Annotated in this window: 19 protein-coding genes and 1 pseudogene; 14 read left to right on the top strand and 6 right to left on the bottom strand. The window is 37.8% G+C overall.

Annotated elements, in window-relative coordinates:
• Positions 1-91: 91 nt before the first annotated feature.
• On the top strand, positions 92-1,108 hold the full coding sequence (locus PMEL_RS09500; RefSeq protein WP_231999411.1) for a hypothetical protein: 1,017 nt from the start codon (positions 92-94) through the stop codon (positions 1,106-1,108).
• Between the two features lie 25 nt (positions 1,109-1,133).
• On the opposite strand, the pseudogene PMEL_RS12385 reads toward PMEL_RS09500, so the two are convergent.
• Positions 1,134-1,406 (bottom strand): annotated as a pseudogene (locus PMEL_RS12385) (IS982 family transposase); the annotation flags it as partial.
• Between the two features lie 191 nt (positions 1,407-1,597).
• Between PMEL_RS12385 and PMEL_RS09485 the strand changes: the two are divergent.
• The 10 genes from PMEL_RS09485 to PMEL_RS09440 all read left to right on the top strand — a co-directional run bounded on the left by PMEL_RS09485 (position 1,598) and on the right by PMEL_RS09440 (position 14,091).
• On the top strand, positions 1,598-2,851 hold the full coding sequence (locus PMEL_RS09485; RefSeq protein WP_231999410.1) for a hypothetical protein: 1,254 nt from the start codon (positions 1,598-1,600) through the stop codon (positions 2,849-2,851).
• A gap of 265 nt (positions 2,852-3,116) precedes the next feature.
• Positions 3,117-5,195, top strand: a complete 2,079-nt coding sequence (locus PMEL_RS09480) for a peptidoglycan-binding domain-containing protein (RefSeq protein WP_172586786.1) — start codon at positions 3,117-3,119, stop codon at positions 5,193-5,195.
• Between the two features lie 3 nt (positions 5,196-5,198).
• On the top strand, positions 5,199-6,056 hold the full coding sequence (locus tag PMEL_RS09475; RefSeq protein ID WP_231999409.1) for a hypothetical protein: 858 nt from the start codon (positions 5,199-5,201) through the stop codon (positions 6,054-6,056).
• A 288-nt stretch (positions 6,057-6,344) separates the two neighbouring features.
• The gene (locus tag PMEL_RS09470) at positions 6,345-7,760 is read left to right on the top strand and encodes a glycoside hydrolase family 19 protein (protein ID WP_120175075.1); all 1,416 of its coding nucleotides are present in this window, start codon (positions 6,345-6,347) and stop codon (positions 7,758-7,760) included.
• Positions 7,742-8,203, top strand: a complete 462-nt coding sequence (locus tag PMEL_RS09465) for a hypothetical protein (protein ID WP_120175074.1) — start codon at positions 7,742-7,744, stop codon at positions 8,201-8,203. Before PMEL_RS09470 ends, PMEL_RS09465 begins: the two co-directional genes overlap by 19 nt.
• A 4-nt stretch (positions 8,204-8,207) precedes the next feature.
• Entirely contained in the window at positions 8,208-9,410 is a 1,203-nt protein-coding gene (locus PMEL_RS09460; protein WP_120175073.1) for a hypothetical protein, read from the top strand.
• A gap of 336 nt (positions 9,411-9,746) precedes the next feature.
• On the top strand, positions 9,747-10,940 hold the full coding sequence (locus PMEL_RS09455; RefSeq protein ID WP_120175072.1) for a hypothetical protein: 1,194 nt from the start codon (positions 9,747-9,749) through the stop codon (positions 10,938-10,940).
• Positions 10,941-11,167: 227 nt separating this feature from the next.
• Positions 11,168-11,758 carry an ankyrin repeat domain-containing protein gene (locus tag PMEL_RS09450; RefSeq protein ID WP_120175071.1) on the top strand — a complete coding sequence of 197 codons (591 nt, stop codon included), beginning with the start codon at positions 11,168-11,170 and terminating at the stop codon, positions 11,756-11,758.
• Between the two features lie 58 nt (positions 11,759-11,816).
• Positions 11,817-13,046 carry a hypothetical protein gene (locus tag PMEL_RS09445; protein ID WP_120175070.1) on the top strand — a complete coding sequence of 410 codons (1,230 nt, stop codon included), beginning with the start codon at positions 11,817-11,819 and terminating at the stop codon, positions 13,044-13,046.
• Between the two features lie 19 nt (positions 13,047-13,065).
• Complete coding sequence (locus tag PMEL_RS09440) at positions 13,066-14,091, top strand: hypothetical protein (protein ID WP_120175069.1); 1,026 nt, start codon at positions 13,066-13,068, stop codon at positions 14,089-14,091.
• Positions 14,092-14,792: 701 nt separating this feature from the next.
• On the opposite strand, the gene PMEL_RS09435 is transcribed toward PMEL_RS09440, so the two are convergent.
• Complete coding sequence (locus tag PMEL_RS09435; protein ID WP_120175068.1) at positions 14,793-16,388, bottom strand: hypothetical protein; 1,596 nt, start codon at positions 16,386-16,388, stop codon at positions 14,793-14,795.
• A gap of 967 nt (positions 16,389-17,355) precedes the next feature.
• On the opposite strand from PMEL_RS09435, the gene PMEL_RS09430 reads away from it, so the two are divergent.
• Positions 17,356-18,225 carry a hypothetical protein gene (locus tag PMEL_RS09430; protein WP_120175532.1) on the top strand — a complete coding sequence of 290 codons (870 nt, stop codon included), beginning with the start codon at positions 17,356-17,358 and terminating at the stop codon, positions 18,223-18,225.
• Between the two features lie 275 nt (positions 18,226-18,500).
• Here PMEL_RS09430 and PMEL_RS09425 read toward each other — a convergent pair whose 3' ends face one another.
• Entirely contained in the window at positions 18,501-19,019 is a 519-nt protein-coding gene (locus PMEL_RS09425; RefSeq protein ID WP_120175067.1) for a histidine phosphatase family protein, read from the bottom strand.
• An 84-nt stretch (positions 19,020-19,103) separates the two neighbouring features.
• On the opposite strand from PMEL_RS09425, the gene PMEL_RS09420 reads away from it, so the two are divergent.
• Both PMEL_RS09420 and PMEL_RS09415 read left to right on the top strand, forming a co-directional pair.
• Positions 19,104-19,766 carry a DUF308 domain-containing protein gene (locus PMEL_RS09420; protein ID WP_120175066.1) on the top strand — a complete coding sequence of 221 codons (663 nt, stop codon included), beginning with the start codon at positions 19,104-19,106 and terminating at the stop codon, positions 19,764-19,766.
• A 3-nt stretch (positions 19,767-19,769) separates the two neighbouring features.
• Positions 19,770-20,252: a methylated-DNA--[protein]-cysteine S-methyltransferase gene (locus PMEL_RS09415; RefSeq protein WP_120175065.1), complete on the top strand. Its 483-nt coding sequence runs from the start codon at positions 19,770-19,772 to the stop codon at positions 20,250-20,252.
• A 79-nt stretch (positions 20,253-20,331) separates the two neighbouring features.
• Here PMEL_RS09415 and PMEL_RS09410 read toward each other — a convergent pair whose 3' ends face one another.
• The 3 genes from PMEL_RS09410 to PMEL_RS09400 form a co-directional block, all read right to left on the bottom strand.
• Positions 20,332-20,985, bottom strand: coding sequence for a carbohydrate-binding family 9-like protein (locus tag PMEL_RS09410; RefSeq protein WP_120175064.1), 654 nt, complete (start codon positions 20,983-20,985; stop codon positions 20,332-20,334).
• Positions 20,982-22,073, bottom strand: a complete 1,092-nt coding sequence (locus PMEL_RS09405; RefSeq protein ID WP_120175063.1) for a phosphotransferase enzyme family protein — start codon at positions 22,071-22,073, stop codon at positions 20,982-20,984. The genes PMEL_RS09410 and PMEL_RS09405 overlap by 4 nt, the downstream gene beginning before the upstream one ends.
• Before the next feature lie 64 nt (positions 22,074-22,137).
• The gene (locus PMEL_RS09400) at positions 22,138-24,288 is read right to left on the bottom strand and encodes a GH92 family glycosyl hydrolase (protein WP_120175062.1); all 2,151 of its coding nucleotides are present in this window, start codon (positions 24,286-24,288) and stop codon (positions 22,138-22,140) included.
• Between the last annotated feature and the right edge of the window lie 67 nt (positions 24,289-24,355).

Here is a 24,355-nt window from a genome sequence, read left to right as displayed (position 1 = left end):
CCTTGCTGTAAAGAAACTAATGAACAACGAGAATAAGAAAAAGCATGAGATAGATTCCTTAAAATATTTGGGAGTTGAAAAGAACAAGCTAATGAAGCATTTAAAACTTCAAGAACTTGCATGGTTTGGTGGTGATTTTCGAGATGATCAATCACAACCAAGATACATGCCGACACAGGAGGATTTTCTCTTGACAATACCTTTGGTGGAGCATTATTTATATACTCATGGTTTTAAGAAACCTTCAAAAGAACTATTTGAAAAAAGAATCAAACAAGTTTTTGGAAAAGACCTTGGAGCGAATACTAAGTCAACATTCATAAACCTTAGCAATGAAGAGAGCTTCGATTTTGCCTCTTCCTTCTTTGCCATCAAAGATAAGGGTTTCATAACCTATAATTGGCTTCTCAGAGATTTGATTTCTGTTAACGGGAATACGATTAAATTCAAGAGCACGACCTTGAAACAAATCTTATTATTAAACAAGTTCTTGATTTATAATGATACAGGTGCGTTGAAGCAATTAGAACTGTATCAAAGTGAGGGAGAAATTGATGACATTGGCGATTATTACGACAGTAACCGAATGTTAGGTGATTTATTAAAAGAATATTCTTATTTTGGAAGTCCTGAATTGAATCAATGGTTCTTTAATGCGGAAAGGGAAAATCCTTTTGCTTTCCTTTGTTATATATTTGATAAAGGGAAAGGGAATAACCTTATTGTGCATCCAGAACTGATAGAGACTATCGAGAAGAATACCACAGGCAAGAACAGTTCTTATTACAATGATAAGTTCTTAATATATGTGTATCAGGTGTTGCAAGACGAAGATGGTATGAATGATGCACATTTAAATCAGGAACAAAAGGCACGAATGTTTTGTTATCTTGCAAACTCTGAATATAAGATGCGCAACAAATATGCCGATTATATCCCATCAACCGATTGGGCTCAAACATCTATGACATATGTAATAATGACCAACTGCAAGAACATCTACCGGTATGCACGTGCACATAAGTTCTTTGGTATCAGTAGTCCAGAAATGATGGATGAAATAGAACGGGAAGGATTAGACCAGAATCCTCCTGGAGGTGACGAATGACAGAATAGGGGCATAAGTGACAAAATTCTACTATACGGTTATAAGAAACAACTTTTGGGCACAGATGGCGAAGCTGTTTACATACTTTTTCAAGATAGAAATGTTAAAAGCAACGAAAAACAGAATCGTGGAAATGAATCATTATCAGCATAAATTCTGCCTTTGACATTGTAGAACTTCGATAACATTTTCTTTTTCCAGTAGGTTTTAGCGTATATTTTGTTGTCATTGCATCAAAAAACTTGCAGAAGTCATCTGCCATACAAAATATTTCAGTAACTTTGTCCTCGGTGATCATAGCGATTTTTGTTTGTAACTGTTTGTATATTAACTCTTTAAAGTTACAACAAATTTCGCTAATCCGCAAATTAACAAACACTTATAATTCGTCGAACTTATGTTATTTAGATTATAAAAAGAAAAATCAATTAACAGAAGCTGAAATGAATATACAGCGTAACAGAAATAAAAAAGGTTATAAGTAATTCTATGGTAATAATAAAGTTTTTTCTTTTAGGCGTATTGGCCTTTGTGTCAATTGGATATATAAGTTGTACGAATAAGAAAGGTGCAGAAATGAAGATGGTGCATACAACACAGGAGAAAGATTCAATCTCTTCGTCTCTATGTAAGAAAATAGGAATTCCAGAGGATATGATTCTACCCATAAACTCTCAAGGAATGGACTCGCTAATGAAAGTCTATCAGACTTCTTACCTGCAATCATCTTCTGAGGATGAAGAAGAGGATGAAGTGCGTATTGATGAACGATATATCAACATCCTAATACCTTATGCTTTCAACGACTTGGCGAAGCGTGGTTTTATACCTATATCTTCTGCTTTGTACAACAAGAAGTTGAAAGAGTTAGGTCTTGCTCCCGAACAAAGGCAGAAACAGCCTTATATCTATGAATATAAACACTATTTTACCTCACCGACAATTATGCAGGGATGGACAGATGACATAGCAGAAGACGGTATTGACAAAAAAGAACATGAATATATTCGATACGCTCCTATCAGTAATATATTTGTCAAGGGCTATAATTTCTGCCTACCGAAACCTATGTTAGATTCCTTTCTGAGGAATAATAAGGGTAAAATAGCGTTTCATTTAAGTGATGAGATTGTACATCTAAATAGATTTTTGTTCAATGATAGCAAAGCGAGTTTCGCCTGGTTACTACACAATAATCCTGAAGCTTTGAAAGATTTGCTTCTATCTTATGGATATGATACGAATGAAGCTATCAATGAACTGGTACTAAAGGATATATCGAACGAATATACCAATGTGGAAGATGTCTCTGGATTAATAAATACGTTTATTCGTAAGGTATATGACAAAGAACCTCATATAGAAATCCGAGAGGGGTTAATGAAGACTATACTTCGGTTACCAGCCAATGATAAAAATTTGAAATGGCAAATAATTCTTGAAACGTATATTGATTATCTCTTGAAAAAAGACAAGGCGGGGTGTCCATATTGGATGGCGCACTTTACGTGGAAGGAACGATACAAAGCTGCTGCCTATCTGGGATATTACTTATATAAAGACCGTCTTCGATATCAGCAGATTGGGAGTACAGGCTTTGCCAATGAGCTGTATTATAATAATGAGTTCAGAGATAATCTGGAAAAGCATCATTATTATAAACTGCCAGGGTTTAAGGAAATCTGCGATAAGATTTATGAGGACTACGATTTCTCCGTAAAGGCTTCGCAAACTGGAGAATAATTGGATGCCTCATGCACTTAATGATAGTTTAAACCGTTTACTTAATGATTTTTGTTCTTCTAAAATATGTAGATAAACTAAAGTTCTTACATAATAAGGTACACAGATATACAGAGTCTCCTCTGTATACGCTTATGTTCATAAACCAGGCTCACCCAAAGGCAAAGGCGTGGCCAGGATAACCGTATCCTACCCCAAGTTCAAAAGTATAGAATGGAAGGACGAAAACGGGAAGCCTGTTACTTACATTGGGTTGCGTAATAAAGTGTTTGCACATGTATCTTTGCCGGGCTGTAAGGGTATATCTGTTAATTGTCGCTTTTACTATAATGGATATGAAGGAAAGACATATCTATCACCTCTTACTCCAATGACCTTGTCTGCTGCAGGGAAAGTAAAGATTGCCCTTTCCCTTTCAGGCGACCAGTTAAAGAAGATAATAGAAGACCGTAAGCGTTTCAGCAATGGGCAGAAAATAAGGATATATCTGGAACTGAGTTCTCGTCATTGGATAGAAAACCTTACAAAGGCTTCACAGCACCCTATCCTGTTCAATGACAAAATAGAGTTCCGCAGCATAGTCATTTATAAAGATTCTGATTGCAAAGAAACACTGCAGGGTGGTATTGCTGACAGCGGGAGTACGGTATATGTGCATGTGTCTACATCCAATATAGAGATAGGCAAAATACGTTTGGATGTGTATAAGCACGAAACAAGTGCTAGCAAAGAGAAAAGTTCAGAGCCATCACCTGTATATAGTACCAGTTGTCCTGTCAATAGTACGGGTATCTACAAGTTTTCTTTATCGTTAGCTAAACCTCCATACGAAGAAGGTATAGCTTATAAAGTAATAGCCTCATGGTCAAAAGATAATCGAAGTATTGGCGACAGTGGTTATCATAGTAGCTGGGAGTTAATAACGATATCCAGAAAACAAAGCGAAACCCCGAATAATGTAAGCTTAACAAATATAGAAAGAAATAATGCTTATAACTGTAAAGGAAAGTATTGTCTCAAGAAGGGAGATAAAGGAAAACTAATAGAGGAAATAAATATTCGATTAGCTGGTTTTGGAGGGTGCCTTCCTTCTGATGAATTTACGGAATTAACGGAGAAGTGTGTACGCCAATTCCAACGTGATTATATGCAAATAGAACCAACTGGTGTTGTGTGTGGTTCTTTCTTAGTAGCATTAGATGATTTAAGAAGTAAATATTCTGTTGATTTTAATAGATCAAAATGCAATTGTGGAGGCTGTAAAGGATTTGGTAATCAATTATATTTATCAGAACGCGGAAATTCTAAAATTTTAGAGATGTATCGTAAATATGAATACCCTGGTATTCATCGAAGTTTATGGTGGGCTTTAAAAGCAGTTATGTTCTACTTAGCTAATAAAGAACAGAATATGAATATTTCTCTTCTATATATATTTTCGGGATACAGGTGTCATAATAATAATAGAATCCATCGTAGGAAAAGTACGAATCATATGGGCAAGGCAATGGATTTACATTTTTATCATACAAATGATAAACATAAAAGACAGATACAGAATAACAAAACAATTGAAGAAATTCGTTCAAAGATATTTCATACATATCTTAAAGCAGGAAATGATTGGAAAATCAAAAATATTTTTAATTTAGAATCAACACGAATGGGAGCCACGACTTGGGTTCATTTTGATGTTAGAACATTTGACTTAAAATATTTGTCAGACCATCTCTTTGCAAATAGTCTCCAAAATGCAAATGGACCAACGATACTAGAATATGCAAAATCACTTGATAAAGGTGGAATCTGTAACTGTATAAATTCATCATTACCTGTCAACAAACCTACAAAGTCTAACAATATAAAAAATGACTTTAACCTTTCAGATGCTCGTGAGGCTCTTCAATATATTTATAACACATATGGGCGAGATATGGCTATAATAATTGAAAGAATGTTTAGAGGTGAAACTGCTCATTTTGCTTCTGTTCAGTATAAAAAATGTGGAACTTGTGGTATGGAAGCTCATGGAGATGCCCCATATTACGGCTGGGACTCAAACTTCTTTGAGAAGTATCTAGAGTATAAGCCTGTTGGTATATATGAAATGTATGAATCAAAAGGATTAAGTGGAAAAGGAGGAAATGCTCAAGATACAAGTAAGCCAAAAAAGTATATAATTATGCCTTCTGTGAAGGCAACAATGGAATATTTAGTTTATTATATAAGAAAGCATAACAATAATTATGCAAGGTGGCATAGTACAAAAGCGAGTGCACAGGAAGCTTACAGAAGTCATCTGCAAGGTATTGTACCACGCATAGTTAAATCATTTGAAGAATAAATTATGAAATATATAAAACAATTTGAAATGAAACGTATATATATATTATTATTTGTAGTTGTTGCTACTTGTATAAGTAATGCGGGAATATTAAAAACATCAGAAAACATTCCTTTCGGAGATAGCTATTTTGCAACTACATCGTGTGATGAAAAGTTAAAGAACTTAATTATATCATGTCACAATTTTAAAACACCATTTAAGAAAAAGGATATACATGCTGAAATAGAAGAGGAAATATCTGATGGAATATACAGAGTAAGACTTTTTGTATATAGTAATGGAGAAAATAGTACAAGTTCAATAGGCTGGATTATACTTGACACCAAGAAGAATATTTTAAAGGACATTTCTCTTGACCCAGAATCTCCTGTTATTCTCAAATATAATAAAGATTTTTATAAAGATTATCTTGAAAACTGCCTCGACAAGAAAGTTTCTTCTTCTATAGAAACTTCTATGGCTACAAATTATTACAAAATACCAGTCATTCATTTCCCTTTTGAATACTCTTACGATTTTATAAATGATTTAACAGGTACAATGCACGTCAACAAGACTATAATGCATTTCATTTCCACTTTGGTAGATTCTGATACGGATCTTGGGAATTGCTGTATTGCAAGACTACCATCTACAAACCATTATCATTATCTTTTAATTTTTGCTAGTGACCATGTTGGAGAAGGAAGATTTTTTTTATGTATATTAAATAACAAGTATAAACTAATAGATAGATTGCTCATCTATAAAGCTAAAAATATTAGCTGGAAGGGACAAATAGTAAATTCCTATTTACACTATATCATTACTGGAAGCAATAAGATTATTCTAAAAGAGATGATAGCTCAACCTAAATAAAAAGGATATAGTAATTAAGAAAAAAGAATATATTTTTGTAGATGGAAAGTTTAGGTTACATTAATGAAATAAAAACATAAAATGTAGAGAAGTGTCATATGAACAGTGTCATTTACAAAAAAATGAATTTATCATTGTTCTGTTATTTAGAGTATGCCCCATTAGTATAATGACGCGATAGAGTTCCGAAGCCTGGTCATTTATAAGGATTCTGATTGCAAAGAAAAACTGCAGGGTGGCATTGCTGACAGCGGGAGTACGGTATACGTGCGTGTCTCTACCTCCAATATGGAAACCGGCAAGATACGTCTGGATGTATATAAGCACGAAACAGGCAACCAAGAAGAGAAAAGCCCCAAGCCATCACCTGTATATAGTACCAGTTGTCCTGTCAATAGTACGGGTATCTATAAGTTCTCTTTGACGTTGGCAGCGCCTCCGTACAAGGAAGGTACAGCCTACAAGGTTGTTGTCTCATGGATTTTCAGTAGTCAGTCTTCCAACGGAAATGTAAATAATAATACTGACAGACAGACCTCAAAGGAATCCAAACAATACATACTTAAAGGGAAAGAAGTCCTCTTCTCTGTCAAGCGGAATATCCCCACGCCAAAGGCAGAACCCAGCAAGGCGAATGTTAATCGCACAGAACCAGAAAAGGGTGGATGTCCACGCTGTAGTGCTCCAATTACAGCAGAGCAGCTTAAAGAGGTTTTCCCAAAAACTTCAGAAACAACACGTATAAAAATTGCTGAAGCTTATAATAAGCACATGAGGTATTTTAAGATGGATACCTGTTGGAATAAAGCACATTTCTTTGCACAGGCGAAGATAGAAGTGGGAGATTCTTTTAATATTAAGACCGAAAGTTTCAACTACTCCGCAAGGCGTATGAAAGGGAGAGACAATGTTAATGGTAAACATTGGGTACAAGGTAATACTCAAACAAGACAGGGTGGTTATTTTACAGATGGTGAATCAAAAGCATCACCATATTCTTATATGGTAAGTCATCCGGATTTAGCAGAAAAATATGGTCGTAAGGACTTGTATAGATATAATGACCAAGGTATCCAGGCTGCAAATGAAGAGATGATAGCCAATATTGTATATGATGACAAAAATTGCTCACAGAAAAGAAAATTAGGTAATACTCAAGTTGGAGATGGATGGCGCTTTAGAGGGAGAGGAATGATACAGATTACTGGTCGTGAAGCCTACACTCACGCAAACAAATATACAGAAGAACTTTTACGTAAAAATATTATAAACTCAGACAAGGATGCTAGTCTTGTAGGGAGTGATATAGAAGTAGCAATGGTAACCTGTATGGCATTTTGGTCAAAGGAAAAAGGATTGTCTACAAGATCTAATGGACAAAAAGATGTGGATATTATTTCTAGGAGAATAGGAAATAAAGTTGGCTCAAAAAAAGAGACAAATTATGATTTAAAAAGGAATAGTTTCAACAATATTACATCTAAGTTGTTTAGAGTAAGTGATTGCATCATCAAATCGAAGAAAGATAATTCTTCATCTACTCAAGAAGATAAGGATCTAAAAATAGAACAAGGCATCAGATGGCTGGAAAGTATCTGTATACCTTTAGAGCAGGTAGGTAAGGTGAAGTATAAGGTCCCATATGTTCAAGATGGTAATCGTATTCTGGAAAGTGGTGCAAAACAATGGACTGCTCAGAACTAGTAGGACGTTATGCTGCAAAAATAGAATGGTGTAAGAAACCTATGGGTTGGACAACATGTTATATGGTTGATTATGCAATGAAAAATCCCAAATGGCTTATAAAACATAATGACCCCAACTATATTCCTAAAAGAGGGGATATTTTCTTGTGGTATGGAAAGCGAGTAGATAAAAAAGGGGTATCGCACTATAGTGGACACACAGGAGTTGTGATAAATTATAATTCTGAAAGTGATATTGTTACAACAATAGAAGCTATTCAGTCATCTGTTAAAAATGAGAAAGCTATAAATGAAAGAGGAGAAAAATATAAAGAAAATGAGAATAAGAAATTAGCAGGAACCATTAAAATGCATTTCTTTAGAAAAGGATTCCATTTGATAGGGCACAATCCAGTTCGATGTTATTTTTATACTTTTGCAGTACATTATTCAAAGAAATAAAGATATGAAAAAAATATTAGGCTTAGTTCCTTTATTTGCACTGACAATTATGTTTGTTCAGTGTACAGGAAATTCGAAACGTGCGAATACTGTTGCTATGGAATCGCATAAAACAACACATATTCACTATGATAGTATAATCAGTATGGAAAGATTAAAAGAAATAGGCATTGACAGAAATACCTTGCTAAAACATATAGAATTACAGGAGAATGCATGGAATGGAGGTGATTTCCGTGACGACCAATCTATACCGCAATATATGCCTACAGAGACTGACTTTCAGCTGACTATTCCCTTGGTAAAATACTATCTTTCCACCCATGGCTACAAGCGACCTTCTACAGAGTTATTTCAAGAAAGAATCAAGTTTGTTTTTGGATATCAGTTGAAAATGGATAAGACAAAAGGCTATGAGGGAATTGGTGCTGATGATGACTTCAACTTTACCTCGCCCTATTATGCGATATATAAGGATAGGTTCATAACTTACAACTGGTTACTTCGTGACCTATTATCCGTAGAGGGAGACAAGATAAAATTGAAATCACAGGTCTTTCAGCAAATTAAAGCGCTAAACAACTTCATCTTCTATAATGATGTAAATGCTTTTAAACTCTTAGAAAACTTACAATCCCAAGGAGATGATGATGGTCTTGGAACATTTTATAATGGAGAAAACATATTAGAAGATTTGTTTGCCTCTTATAATTATTATAAAAGTCCCATGCTAAATCAATGGTATTTTCTCAAGTATAAAGATGAACCTTATGATTTTGTAAACAGAATATTTGATAAAGCTCCCAATAATAATATAATTGTACATACATTACTGATAGAGACAATAGAAAAAAACACTACGGGTACTAAGCATGACTATTATGATGACAACTTTGCCAATTACGTATATGACCTTATACGAGATGAAAATGGCATGAATAGTAAGTACTTTACTATTGAACAGAAAGCCAGAATTTTTTGTTATTTCGCAAACTCTGAATATAAGATGCGTGAGAAATATCGACAGTATATCACGTCAAACGTATGGGATCCTATGCCTTGGACTTGCCTGATAATGCTTCGCTGTAAAGAGATTTATCAATATGCGCGCACGCATAAATACTTTGGTATCAGTAGTCCTAAAATGATGGAAGAATTGGAACATGAAGGGATTTCAGACGAATCAGACGGACCTGACCCAGAGTAAATCCTGAGGGGGGACTTAGAAGGTTTAAAGCCAAGGTTCAATTAGCAAAAAGAAGGGGTCTTTAGGATTTTGGAGTGATAATGTTTAATGTCTGATTATCAATAACTTTTATATCCCCTTGGCTTACTGATATTAAAGGATACAAAGTACTAATCTAATGGTTACGAAAGTTGTTGTACCACATGGGTTATACACACTACAAAACATTTATAATGGACTGTTTACAAACTTTCTTTACTAACAAGTGGTATAAAGGACATCACAACATCACTCCAAATTCCGAAAGACCCATTTTTATACCTTTGCGGTTCACTATTCAAAACATCAAAAATAGATATGAAACGATTTTTATTTATAAGCTCTTTATTACTTGGGCTTCTCACTTTTACACAGTGTAAATCAAATTCTTCCAAGGATAATATCCTTACTGAGAAGAGGCTAATGAACAACGAAAATAAAAAAATGAAGGAAATAGATTCCTTAAAATATTTGGGAGTTGAAAAAAACAAGCTAATGAAGCATTTAAAACTTCAAGAACTTGCATGGTTTGGTGGTGATTTTCGAGATGATCAATCACAACCAAGATACATACCGACACAGGAGGATTTTCTCTTAACAATACCTTTAGTGGAGCATTATTTATATACTCATGGCTTTAAGAAGCCTTCAAAAGAACTATTTGAAAAAAGAATCAGACAAGTTTTTGGAAAAGACCTTGGAGCGAACACGAAGTCAACATTCATAAACCTTAGTAATGAAAAGAGCTTCGATTTTGCCTCTTCCTTCTTTGCCATCAAAGATAAAGGCTTCATAACCTATAATTGGCTTCTCAGAGATTTGATATCTGTCAATGGGAACACGATTACATTCAAGAGCACGACCTTGAAGCAAATCTTGTTATTAAACAAGTTCTTGATTTATAATGATACAGGTGCGTTGAAGCAATTAGAATTGAATCAATGTGGGGGAGAGGGTGATGATATAGGTGATTACTACGACGGTAACCGAATATTAAATGATTTATTAAAAGAATATTCTTATTTTGGAAACCCTGAATTGAATCAATGGTTCTTTAATGCGGAAAGGGAAAATCCTTTTGCTTTCCTTTGTTATATATTTGATAAAGGAAAAGGGAATAACCTTATTGTGCATCCAGAACTGATAGAGACTATCGAGAAGAACACCACAGGCAAGAACAGTTCTTATTACAATGATAAGTTCTTAATATATGTGTATCAGGTGTTACAAGACGAAGATGGAATGAATGCTGCACATTTTAATCTGGAACAAAAAGCACGAATGTTTTGTTATCTTGCAAATTCTGAATATAAGATGCGCAACAAATATGCCGATTATATCCCATCAACCGATTGGGCTCAAACGTCTATGACGTATGTAATAATGACTAACTGCAAGAACATCTACCGGTATGCACGTACACATAAGTTCTTCGGTATCAGTAGTCCTGAAATGATGGATAAAATAGAAAGGGAGGGATTAGACTTGAATCCCCCTACAGGTAGTGAATGATAGGGAATATTGTAACTACGTGCAAGTTCAATATAGGACTTGCGGTACAACTCCCCTAAAGAAAATACCAAAGAGTTCTAAGAACTTCAAGTGTTTTTTATATCTTTGCGGTATGTTATCTAAACAACTCAATGAATATGAAAAGAATTGCTTTTTTATTTCTGTGTCTATTCGTTTTTTTATATAGTGGTCACTGCCAAAAAAACTTTGACCATTATCATCTAACCATGAAGGCAATAAAAGAAGGGAATATATCTGACTTTGAAAAGAACATTAAACATATAAAGAATATTGACTCCTTGTTTCATACAGATACTGACCATTCCTATACGCTGTTAGGTTATGCATGTCTTTATCAGAACAAGCACATTGTCCAAAGACTCATAGGAATGAAGGCTGATATGGAATGTGTGTACTCTGATGATATGTATTGCTATGATGTGCTATATATGGCAGTAGATAAGGGGAATGCCGAGTTGGTAAAGTTATTTCTGTCATTAGGAGCCAACGCTAACGTGGCTTATAATGAAGATGGACTTTGCCCTTTGGTAATGAGCTGTAGTATGAACAGTTATCCTGTTACTTGCCTTCTTTTACAATATGGAGCAAAGGCAAATGGCTTGGGTAACCTTGGTGGAGACTATATAACTTATCCTCTGATGGTTGCAGTGGATAAGAATAATATAAACATGGTGAAAATCTTATTGAAGTATGGAGCAAAGACAAAGGTGAAGAATAGAAGCGGAATGTCTCCCCTTTCCATTGCTCGTCATCATAAGAATGTTGCAATGATAAAACTATTGGAAAAGTCACGATAGATTGTAATGGTCTAATTCGACAATAAAGAGATAATCTGAAATCTTATAGAATATTGGTATGAAGAAGGTTTGTTTTTTACTGCTTATTCTAAACATCGTAGTGTTGATTGGTTGCACAGAACAGCCCCCGAAGCAGCTCCCAAAACTTCAGGACCATCAGAAAAAGGCTATGAAAACGGAGGTTGACTTGATAAAGAAGTATGACCACGAAATCAGAGACTATTATAAAGAACTTGCAGAAGTAGGGATTGATGGGGTCACAGTAATGCCTATAGAGAAGAAAGTAGAGTATACAGATCTTGCAATAGAATTGAATTTCGAAATCCTTAAAAGGATGGGGTTCCAACCTGTTAGCAGTGTAGAGGCACAAAAGGCCATTAAAAAGTATTATAACATAGATATATCTGAAAGTAATAACTCTCTGTTTAAAAAAGGACTTCGCAGATATGTATTTAAAGATGGACTACCTCAAGAGCGTTTAGATCAGCGTAGGTCTATGGACGATGGAGCTACGGAAACCCTATTTTGCTTTTGGTATCGGAATATTTTTGTTCCTAAATATAACTATATTATATTCCACCCTATTATTGAAGGTGCTACCCTACTTGAAGGCTTTGATGATGAAGATGCTGATAATAATGTACTCAAAAAGGGTAAATTATCTTACAGGATAGATGAAGAACTTTTCTATAAGAATCAATTCATCTTCCACGACAGCAAGGCTGCACTCACTTGGCTTATGAATAATGACAGGGATTTCCTTCGTGAGTTGTTCCTGAAATACGGCTATGACAAGTCTGATATTATCAACAAGATGATGATAGACAAAGTGAAAGAAGAAGGAGAACTCCCTATAGGGAAAGAATACAAGGAACTCTTTGTTTCGAAAGGTACGGATGGGCGGATTCTCATTCATCAAGGACTGCTGCAGTATATGTTGAAACATGCTGACAGAAAGAATCTGTATTACTGTATGTTGGATGAATATTTATCATATTTGTTGGATTTAGAAAATGAACCAGAGTTCGACGACCTGACAAAGGATGAAAGATATAAGGCTGGTGCATACATCGGGTATTATTATGGTCTGATGTATGAGAAGTGTATAGGGACACCTTGTGATAATCAAGGTTTTGGATATGCCCTGTACTATCAGAAAGACTTTGTCTCATACATCAAGAAGAATAATTACTTCCACCTAAAGGACTTCGATAAGATAATACAAATTCAATATGACCGGTATCAGGAAGGAGTTGAGATAGAAAGTCATCGTATGTCTGGCGAGTAGCATAGATAAAAGTTAAGACATGAAAAGGAATATAATATTGGTAATAATCAGTGTGTTATTCTTTTGGGGGTGCTCTGAAGCACAGAGAAAGACAGAGCGATCTTTACCAAAGGTGCGCAAGGGAACTACTGACTCCTTGCTGCAGCCTGTCAGCGACAAGACAGTGGCAGACTGGAATTCTATCCATCGCACGTATGTCGCAAAGAAATACCAACTGAAAGACAGTTGGGAACTTGTGTCTTACTATGATTATTCCGTCACAAAAAATGAGAATGGCTTGGAGGAACTTCAGAACATGAAGATACAGATACTTGGTGACTCTATCCTTTATCTGAATGGGAAGAAAATCAAGGTTAGCCATTCTGACAGCGATCCGTCTATGTACGAACGGGATGCACTTTACTACCCCTATCTAAAAGATTACTTTGCTCTTCGTGGCATCAATATATCCAAGTCAGTTCCTGTTTTGCTTATACAGTCGTCGGCGAACGAGATATACAGCGATATGTTGGAGTATATTTATACTGGTGACTACCTTGTGTTGTATCATAATAACATTGCTGGTGTTTTCAAATACGTGAGAAAATCTGGTCAGGGACTGCCTTCCCTTGATGCAAAGCTGGAATACACGCAAGCTGACATGTATAAGGATGTAAGAAAGGAGATGAGTAGCAAGCGTGCCCGCGAATATAATATTCGTCCCTATAAAGGAGAACTGAAATTATGTATGGGGAAGAGTATATCCCAGATGAACAACAGTGGTGGTTTCTATTTCGTGAAACTTCCTAACTATAAGTCTTTCCCCATTTTTGTTGCTTATAACTGCAACGAAGACGATGAGTTTCTTATATATACCTACAAGAATGGGATGATAGACGACGACAACAATATAAACATCCTTGCCTTCAGCTCATATAATGACATAAAGGAAGACTTCGCTATCTTTACGGATGGAACTATCTATGTGCGAACTGTAGAGGGCAAGAAGACCTCCATAGATGTTTACCGTATCAATGACGATGGTGACTTCTATAGATTGGAGTAAAACGGAGGATTGTATAAAGACGACTTTATGTATATTCGAAGTAACTTAAACCCAAATCTCTAATATTGGCTTTTAACAAAAAGATTGATTAAATTTGCACTTGGTACTTGAATCTACCTACACAGACAATAGTCTGAAAAATCATGACATAATTTCGAAAAAAGACCTAAAATAAAGTGGGAAAAAAGATAAAAAAAAGAGAGTCTGCAACCAACAGGAAATCAACCCATTATGGAGTCGTAAAAGAAAAGGTGCTTAATTGGATTTCAAAAGGGCGTTAGTTAGACCTCAAAAGGGCATCTATTGCAAGTCAATTGGGCGTCTTTTCAAAGCCAGAAGACCATGTATTGGTTTTGAGTTGTATGAAAATAGTTTACAAACGTTGAGTGATATGGGAATAAGTTGTTTGTAGAAGACGGAAGGACATGGTAAATATTTGCCTTTTCTGCATTCTTATCTTGTGCTTTATCCCTTTATGTGAGACCGTCCGATTTTGGACAGTCATACCTTACAAGTGTATAAGCCTTTGTTCTTTTTCCAATCTACGTATTTAACGGGAGAGCCACAATGAGAACTATTTTTATATTATACTCTCTTTATAAATGTGTTCTCTACATTCTTATTCAGTAAAGGTTCCAGATGAAAAAAGAGAGGCTTGGTATTGTTTCCAGCCTCTCTTTTACTTACATTATTGTGGGAACCTATTCAAATGCCTGTACCTGCATGCCTACATAACGTTCATAGTAATTACGTACATAGACATTATTTAATTCCGTATCTATCCCAAAGCGAAGACAGTTGGCTGATATGATATTACCATAACCTGCACTTCTGTCACCACTGTTAACTGGATTTGGTGTACTTGCCCAGTAATAGCCTTTTTTTCCTAAATCGGTTAATTTCCCATCCTTATATTGTCCAAGTGCTGGAAGATAGAAATAATCACTTCTTACTGATGATTCTGGTTTGCCAGAGATTGCTACAGTAAATTTAATATCTTTACCTAATTCCCACTTATCTGTACCTGGACAGTTTTCCTCAGAACTAAAACCTGAAATTTTGCTCTGTTTCTTTAGCCAGATGCCTCCTACATAAAGATGGTTTGCAAATACCCATAAAGTTTTGTTATCCAACTTTGGAGATCCTGCCCCAATATACCATGTAAGTGCTTCGAAGGTCGGCTCATCCTTGCATGAGTTTATAGCCTTTGTCTGGACCTTATACGTGAATGCAGTATTGTACCATCTTGTGTCCGCTGATGATTTTGCATAGTTTGTATTTTCAGCGTTATTGAGTAAAGGCTGACTGTTCTCATATCCATTCCAATAATTGCTCTTTGCATCCCACATGTAATAATTGGTCTTGCGAGAAGTATATGTCGCCATGCCAAGGTCAGTCTTGATTACCTGATTCTTTCCAGCAGTACAATTTATACCACTATATGTATATGAAATAGTGCTATTTGTACCAGTTACGGAATCATATAGAGTATAAGTAACCTTAAAGGTTGAGTAAGTTCCTGGAGCTACAACCATTATGGCTGCATTCTTAGATGCTGTAGCGGTAGTAGGAATAGGGAAACCAGTTGTTGAACTTGTTCCGTTCAAAGTCAAGGTTACGCTGTTAGAAGAACTATTTGCAGCTCCTAAACCGCTGTCGCTAAAATTGAACGTTCCAGCAAGCTTTTCACCGTTAGCCGCTTCAACTTTGATTTGTGTTACTACAGCAGAAGCATCCAACGCCTCTTTTGAGTAGTATGGCATAAATGTTATGTACGAAGCCTTATGACTGAGAGTAAACTTATAGGATCCATCTGTTTGGCGTGTTGCAGTACCGACACCGCAGTCTCCAACAGTTCCTAACTGAGTTGCATTGTTGGCTTCGTCCTGATTCTGACTTGTTGCTATTGTAACAGTGTTACCTGAAGTGCTTGCGTTCCCTGTGTATCTAACAGGATAGCTCGCTGCCGTATAAGTTCCATCGAAATAGAACTTTGCAGAAGTTGTTGTTGATGTAATATTGTTGGAACTACTTGCTTTTAGTGTAGGAGATGTTGTAGAGCCACTTTTTACCCAAATATTGTCGTTTGGAGTCCAGTAGAAATCTACCCCTGAATTATAAACGCCTGAGGTACGTGTCTTAGCCTCCGAAGTAATAGAGAAAGAAGTCTTACCTGTTAAATCCTTATCCTTAGCACTATTGCTATAATCCGCGTCACTTACATTGTCATTAGAACAAGCCGTCAGCCCCATAAGCAAGCATGTAGCAAACAAACTTGTGAACTTGTTAATCTTCATAATTCTTATTGATAATTATTTTGGGTTAATCTGGTTCAACATCAAACGTGTTAGTGTTGTCATTATCTGCCTTTTTGTGATCAGACTCAAAGGGTGAGTTTGTCCCCATGATTGGTTCTGCCGATACAGGAATAACTGAAAGCTCGGGGCAACAGTATTCCTTTTTTACATAATTTTTTCTTTGCATATCTGTTTTTTTTATATGATTATATCCTCTCTAATCTACATGCGGCATCTCTGTAAATCACATTATTTATTGATAGATGTCATCGAATTAGTAGGGCAAAAGTATTTATACTTTTTTAGATAAACAAGTTTATCTCCTCCGATTTAGATAATAAAAGTTATATTTATAAAATATTAACTTAGACTTCTTATCTTCTGCTACATTTTTGGCGTATAGGTCACATTTTTACCATAAGTATCTTACATCAAAACTATTCGATAAAAATATAGCTGCCAGAAAGAACTTGCCTTCTAACAGCTATATGATATTACCTAAAATCTAATCGTTTACATTTTTCAATTATTTTATGTTTTGAACTAATCGGCTCATACATCCCTGATTAGAAACGGACCTATCATTCGACCTAATATATGTGTATGTAAATCTTATATGCGCCACGCTGTTTGTGTTATAAGAAGAAGTGGAGAAAAGAATCCATCAAAACTTATTTTCCTGTCATTGCTATCATCATCTTTAAGCATGTAATCATTTAATATTTACTCTATTACGCGAATTGTTAAAAGTGACAGCAACTTAAAACTAAAACTAAACTATATAAATAAGGTAAGATTTTAGGTCTTTATATCGTGTCAAACACAAGTTTAGGGAAAATCCCCCACTGTATAGGGGAAATCCTTTTCAGATGTCTTTTTTTCTTCGTTCCTTTGCATCATGAAAGTTAGGAAATGCTTTTCGAAGTACAACCGAAACTTGAATATGAACATAAAAAAGATAACGATTATGAGAAAGATAGTACTAACCCTCATCGCATCGCTCATAGTTATCGGCGCATCAACAAGCGCAATGAGTTATGAGCAAGCTCGAGTACAAGCACTCTTTCTAACAGATAAGATGGCTTACGAGCTGAATCTGACGGAGGCACAATATGAGGCAGCCTATGAAATCAACTTGGATTACCTCATGAATGTCAACACGGTAGACGACCTCTATGGAATATATTGGTCACATCGAAACGCTGATTTGAGCTATATCCTATATGATTGGCAATATCGTGCATACGTTGATGCAGTATATTTCTACCGCCCACTGAGATGGGACGCAGGTTACTGGAGATTTGGCATTTATGCCCGCTACCCACGCCGCGACTATTATTACTTCGGACGACCATCGTTCTACAACGTTTATAACGGAGCCCATAGCTGGCGAATGAATGGCGGAAGAAGTTGGTACAATGGTAGAGATCTCTTCTACGGCAGAGAATATAACAGCCGATACGGGATGAGAGATTGCTACATACGTGGCGATTACAACAGAGGAGGAAACTACTATTATAACAATGGTCCTACTTATCAGAACGACCGCCCACGCAGCTTCGGCAACCAGCAACGCGGAAACTTTGATGGACCACGTAACAACCAGTACTACGCACCACGAGAGAGTTCAACACGAACAACGGTTACTCAACCAAACTATGGTGGCAACTTTGGTGGAAGTAGAAACTATGGTGGCGCAACAAGAAGCTATGAGCCAAGTCGTTCATTCAGCTCACCAAGCAGCAGCTTCGGTGGAGGTGGCGCAACATTCGGCGGAAGCCGTTCAGGTAGCAGTAACAACTCAAACGGAGGAAGTTCCTTCGGAGGACATAGATAACGACATTAAGATATAATAAAAAGACATTGATTCAATCAGGTTTAAATACTAAGCACTAAGGTTTAGAAGATTAAAAGAGATTAGAAGAATTAAGGTATTAAAGATTGTTTAGCAGTTAGCAAACCAATGAGTAAGACTGCATTCAGACCAAATTAGAGATGTAACAAAGAGAGTTATTTAAATGAAGGAGAGGAATTTCACGTGATGTGAAGTTCCTCTTCGCTTTTTGGTGTTATCCAAATTAGCCCCAATAAGACTAATTAGGCTAATAAGCCTTATAACTCAAGCCTCCTAACCTCAGCATTACTCATTGGCTTCAGCTCATTCATCGGCTTATCAAAGTAAACGCTTTGAATGGCTTTATTGATGATACCATGTCCTACAGCAAGCACTTTCTTTTCGGGATATTCTTCCTTTAACCATGTGAGAAACTCTTTGGCACGAGCCTTCAAAGCTTCCAGACTTTCGATGTCATCAGGCCATAAAGAAGGATCATTTAGATTTGCCAAACTGGGAATATGCTTCCCCGTAAACGAACCCCAATCTCGTTCACGAAGCAAGGGAGTAGTCGTAACAGCCTTCTCATGAGGTCGAGCTATCAGCTCACAGGTATGAATACTACGCTGCAAATCACTTGAAACAAACGCATCGATCGGCTCACCTTTCAAACGTTCTGCAAGTTCTTCAGCCTGCTTGATACCATTCTCGTTCAGTTCTCCCTGTGTTTGTCCTTGCATGATATGATTGGCATTATCCACCGTCTCACCATGCCTTACAAGATATAATAATGTCATAACTTCATCATTTCTTATTGCAAAAATAATAAAAAGTCAGGGAGTAAAACGTTGGAATAGAGATTATTTTGTATTTTTGCATCTATGAAAGTACTTCAAATATCAGCCATAAGGGCTATTATCGTATTAGTGACAGGTTTCCTCCTCGTAAGATATCGTGAGGAAACTATGACGTGGATGACCATTACTGTGGGTATACTCTTCCTACTCTCAGGATTGGTTTCCTGCATGGTTTACTATTTTGAAAAGGAGAAAGTAGCAAAGAAAACAGCGAAGGCTGAACAGCAAGAAGGAGAGCAGGAAGAAGAAAATCTTAAGTCGCCTTCCTTCCCTATTGCGGGTGTCGGCAGTATTGCTTTGGGTATCATCCTTGCTGTCATGCCCAACACGTTCATCACATGGGTAGTTTATATCCTTGCAGCATTACTGATTCTCGGTGCTGTCAATCAGTTTATGAACCTCGCTCGTTCACGTCAGTACGCTCGTGTCCCAGCCTATATGTGGCTCTTCCCAACAGTCATCTTGGCAGTAGCCATTCTGTTGATTAGTAAGCCAATAGAGACTGCACAACTCCCATTATTAGTTCTCGGATGGGCATTTATGTACTATGGTGTCTTAGAATTTATCTTGATTATCCGCATGTATCTTGTCCGCAAATCTTACGAGAAGGCTGAAGAAGCTAAGATTGTGACAGGCGACAAGTTAGTTACAGATAATATTGAAGACGCTGAGATTGTAGAGGAATAATCTATGCACTTCTGTCGTTACCCATCACCCCTCGGCAACTTATTACTTGCCGAGGAAGAAGATGCTATCGTTTATTGTCAATGGGAAGATACAATTGACGAACGAACGATAACGATGTGGGAGGAAGACAAGGAAAAGAACAGCGTGTTACTAACTGAGGCTTGCCGTCAGCTAACGGAATATTTCACTCAAAAGCGCAAGACTTTTAACCTCCCTATACGATTAAAAGGCACTCCCTTTCAGCTACACGCATGGGAAGGTTTGCAGCAAATCCCATACGGAGAAACACTTTCTTATGCTGGTTTAGCAAGACAGATAGGTCGAGAAAAAGCCGCCCGCGCTGTGGGTAATGCTAATCATCACAATCCATTAATGATCATCATTCCCTGCCATAGAGTTGTAGCAAGCAATGGAGAATTAGGAGGATATGCAGGTGGAACAGCCCGAAAAACTTGGTTATTGGAAAAAGAAAAGGGGAACAAGTAGTTCCCCTTATTTGTTATTACCACATTACCACCTATTAGGTGGATATGACACATAGGAAAAATGTTTTATTTATTTTATCCTATTCGAACGTTAACTCACCAAAGAAGGCAGGGCAATGGAAGTCGGGAGAAGGCAAAGCAATTGGATTCCATGAAAGGAAATGAGGTTGCGATGTTTTGTCACCACACTTATAGAAATTAGCTCTTATCGTCTTTCCAGAGAGATTCTCTAATGTATGGCGGAAGTAAGAACTAACAGGAACAACGAGTGTGAGTTCCCATGCCTGTCGTCCCTCTCTCATCTCGAAAGGCTCACGCCCCAAAGATGCCCAACGATCAATCTGCTCTAAGGCAGCTGCTGGGGCATGGGTACGATTCTCTCGTCCCTGTCCATTGCACAGCAATATCGTACCGATACAGTTGCTTTCAAGGTTATAATAGCCTCCTTCTTCATCAGGGCTGCAGAAGAACTCACAACATGAATCTTGCCAAACTGGACCTAAGTCGGTTCCAGCCTCAGCACGCACGCAGTCTTCCTCTACTCGATAATGCAACAGAATGGCATCACCCTTATGAGCAATGGCAAACTCAACACTTGGACAATAAGGATATTCTGCTGCCCAGTCTACTGTATCTATCCTATTATAAGATACGCTATTATCCTTGAAAAGGGCTGGAATGTCAACAGCTTTCACCTGCTGACACTCCAAACGTTTTACCTTTAATTGTTTCATTGTTTCAATGTTTTCTTCACAAAGTCAGCCATCATCTGATCATGACGACGTACATCACGATAGAGTAAGAGCTGATTGCGTGAGCGAACGAGGTTGTGCTCATCATACTTTGTCTTGTAATATACATCTCCGTTGATGTAATCAGTAAAGAAACGAACACACTGCATATATGGGAAGAGTGCCACAGCGTATGGCAGATGGCTGGTCTCTACTAGTGTAAGGAAGTTGCCTGCAGTACTGAGATAACCCTCTGTGAACGAACAGAATATATCCTCTTTCAATCCAACAGCATCGTAGTTATCGCTATCCTCAGCCACATGATTAGCACCAGTGCGCAAGAAGTCGCCATAATCAGAGAAGATAAAGCTTGGCATAACGGTATCGAGGTCGATAACACAGAGAACCTTTCCGTCAGCATCGAACATCATGTTGTTAACCTTTGTATCACAGTGACAGATGCGCTTAGGCAGTGTTCCCTCACGATAGAGGCGCTCAGCGAGACACATTTCGTCAGCATCACGCTCTAACTCAGCAAGGATATCTTTCACAGAAGCCACTCGACCAGCCTTATCAGCACTAACAGCCTCACGCAACTGGCGCAGACGAAGTTCCATGTTATGGAAATCAGGGATGGTTTCTCCCAATGGTTCCTTCAGATCAACCAACATATTCTGGAAGTTACCGAAGGTTTCACCACAGCAGAATGCGCTCTCTGGGTTTACTTCCTCTTTTGTAACAGCGTTAGGAATGAAGACACTCACACGCCAGTAGAGGTTGTCAGCATCCTTGTAGTAGGTCTTACCGTCTACAGCCTGAACAAAACGCAGACACTTACGCTCGATATCTGTCTCACCCTTCTCCATCAACTTGTGACGAATATGGTCAGTTACAAGCTCGATATTATGCTGCAAAAGGTCTACATCAGTGAATATGGCGTTGTTAATACGCTGTAAGATATAATCAGGCGTATTAGCATCTACAGTTTTTACACGCAGTGTTTCATTAATCAGTCCATTACCGATTGGACTTACACTCTCAACAGTTCCCTCAATACGGAACTGTGATACAACATCATTAAAATTAGGCATAGTTGTTTATTAGTATTAAAGATTGATGCACTATTAGGAGTGAAGGAGTTAACTCCAAAAACTTTTAGGGTCTATCAGCAGGCTTAACACCAAACTGAGAAGGCTTGCTACCCATAACAAACTCAAGTGTTCCACCACGTTTGATGTCCTTGAAGTCGATGTAAGAACGGGTATATGGCTTGCCATTCAACTTAGCACTCTGAATATAGATATTCTTATCGCTGTTGTTATGTGCCACAATGCGGAAGGTCTTACCATCTCCAACGTTCACCGTAGCCTCATCGAAGAGCGGTGTACCAAAGATATATTTGCCACCAGCAGGTTCTACCTGATACATGCCAAGAGAGGAGAGAATATACCATGCAGACATCTGACCCACATCCTCGTTACCACTCAAACCATCGAAGTCGTCGTGGTATAAGTTCTTAAGTACATAGCGAATCTTATCCGCTGCCTTCCAAGGCTGACCCACATAGTTGTACATATAGAGGATATGATGGCTTGGCTCATTACCGTGTGCGTACTGACCAATCAGACCAGTGATGTCTGGTGAGGCCTCTGCTCCCATATCACCACTAACGATGAAGAGGGAGTCGAGCTTTGAAACAAATGGTTTCTCACCACCAAAAGCAGCTACAAGACCATGCACATCATGTGGTACCAACCATACATACTGCCAAGCATTACCCTCTGCATAGTCGTCCTGACGGTGAACAGTGCTGAATGGATCGAATGGTTCACGGAACTTACGATCAGAGGTTACACCACGCATAAACTTCGTTTTCTTGTCGAAGTAGAAGTCACGATATGACTGGCTGCGCTTAGAGAAGTACTTATAATCAGCGGTCTTACCCAACTCCTTTGCAAGCTTTGCAATACTTGCATCAGCCAAAGCGTACTCCAATCCCTTTGCTACTGTTTCATGCTCTGGGTCGAGGTCACAAGGAATATAACCATATTTCTTCAACAATCCCATACCACGTTCATCAAGCATAGCAGACGCCTTAGCAGCCTCAAAGACTGCATTCTTATCTACATCAAAGCCTTTCAGTGCGATATCAACAAGCACAGGAACGCCCGGATTACCAATCATACAGTCTGTCTCATTGCCAACAAGGTGCCATACTGGCAACTTACCCTGCTCCTTAAAGATATGAAGCATCGTCTGTGCGATGTCGCGTTGCTTCTCTGGATGAATGATTGTCATCAATGGATGAGCTGCACGATAGGTATCCCAAAGTGAGAAGGTGGTATAAACATTGAAGTCACCCTTATGTGTCTTACCATCTGCACCACGGTATTCGCCGTTTACATCATTGAAGACAGAAGGTGCAATCATTGAGTGATACATTGCTGTATAGAATATCTTTCTTGCACTCTCATCCTCTGTCTTGATAGCAATCTTGCTCAACTCACGATTCCACTCATCCTTTGCCTGAGCAACAGCATTGCGGAAATCCCAACCTGGAAGTTCCTTCTGCATATTCAAACGAGCGTTCTCAACACTCACAGCAGAGATTCCTACCTTCACGAGAAGTGGCTGCTCAGCATTGTCGAAAGCAAAGACACCAATCGTATCACGCTCGTTTGACTCCAACTTAACAGGCTGTGAGAACTCTGCCACAAAGTAAACGCACTGATCTTTAGCCCATCCTTGTGACATACGATAACCGCTAACGACCTTAGCCGACTCCTGCTTGAAGTTGCAAGAGGTCATCTTGTCCCAACCAATACCCTGAGAAAGGTTCAAAATAACGTAACCCTTTGTTGCATCAGCAGGAAAAGCGTAACGATGGAAGGCTACACGCTGGGTGGCAGTCAACTCTACACGAACACCAGAAGCCAACATTACAGAGTAGTAACCAGGGGTTACATGTTCGGCACGATGAGCAAACTTCACCTCACGCTGTGCTGGATTGGTAGTAGGAAGGAGTGATACATCACCCAAGTCACCAATACCCGTACCGCTAAGGTGCATCTGTCCAAAGCCAATGACCGTTGAATCGCTGTAATGATAACCTGAACACCAGTCCCAACCCTGCTTCTTCTGTGTAGGACCAGCCTGAATATTACCAAATGGAACATTAGCTCCAAGGAACACGTGTCCGTGTCCGCCCGTTCCAATAAATGGGTCAACATACTGCGTATAGTCCTGTGCAAAAGCAAAAAGACTGGTCACAGCAAACGCCATTAAAGTTAAGAACCTTTTTTTCATATCATGAATGTTTTATATTTCTTCTCTTAAAATTGTTGAGAGAAACGTCATCCGACCTCCTCTCAAG

It is taken from the genome of Prevotella melaninogenica (assembly GCF_003609775.1).
Classification (GTDB): domain Bacteria; phylum Bacteroidota; class Bacteroidia; order Bacteroidales; family Bacteroidaceae; genus Prevotella; species Prevotella melaninogenica_A.
Note: the sequence above shows the minus strand (reverse complement) of the source record. Positions and strands in the feature narration are given on the sequence as shown.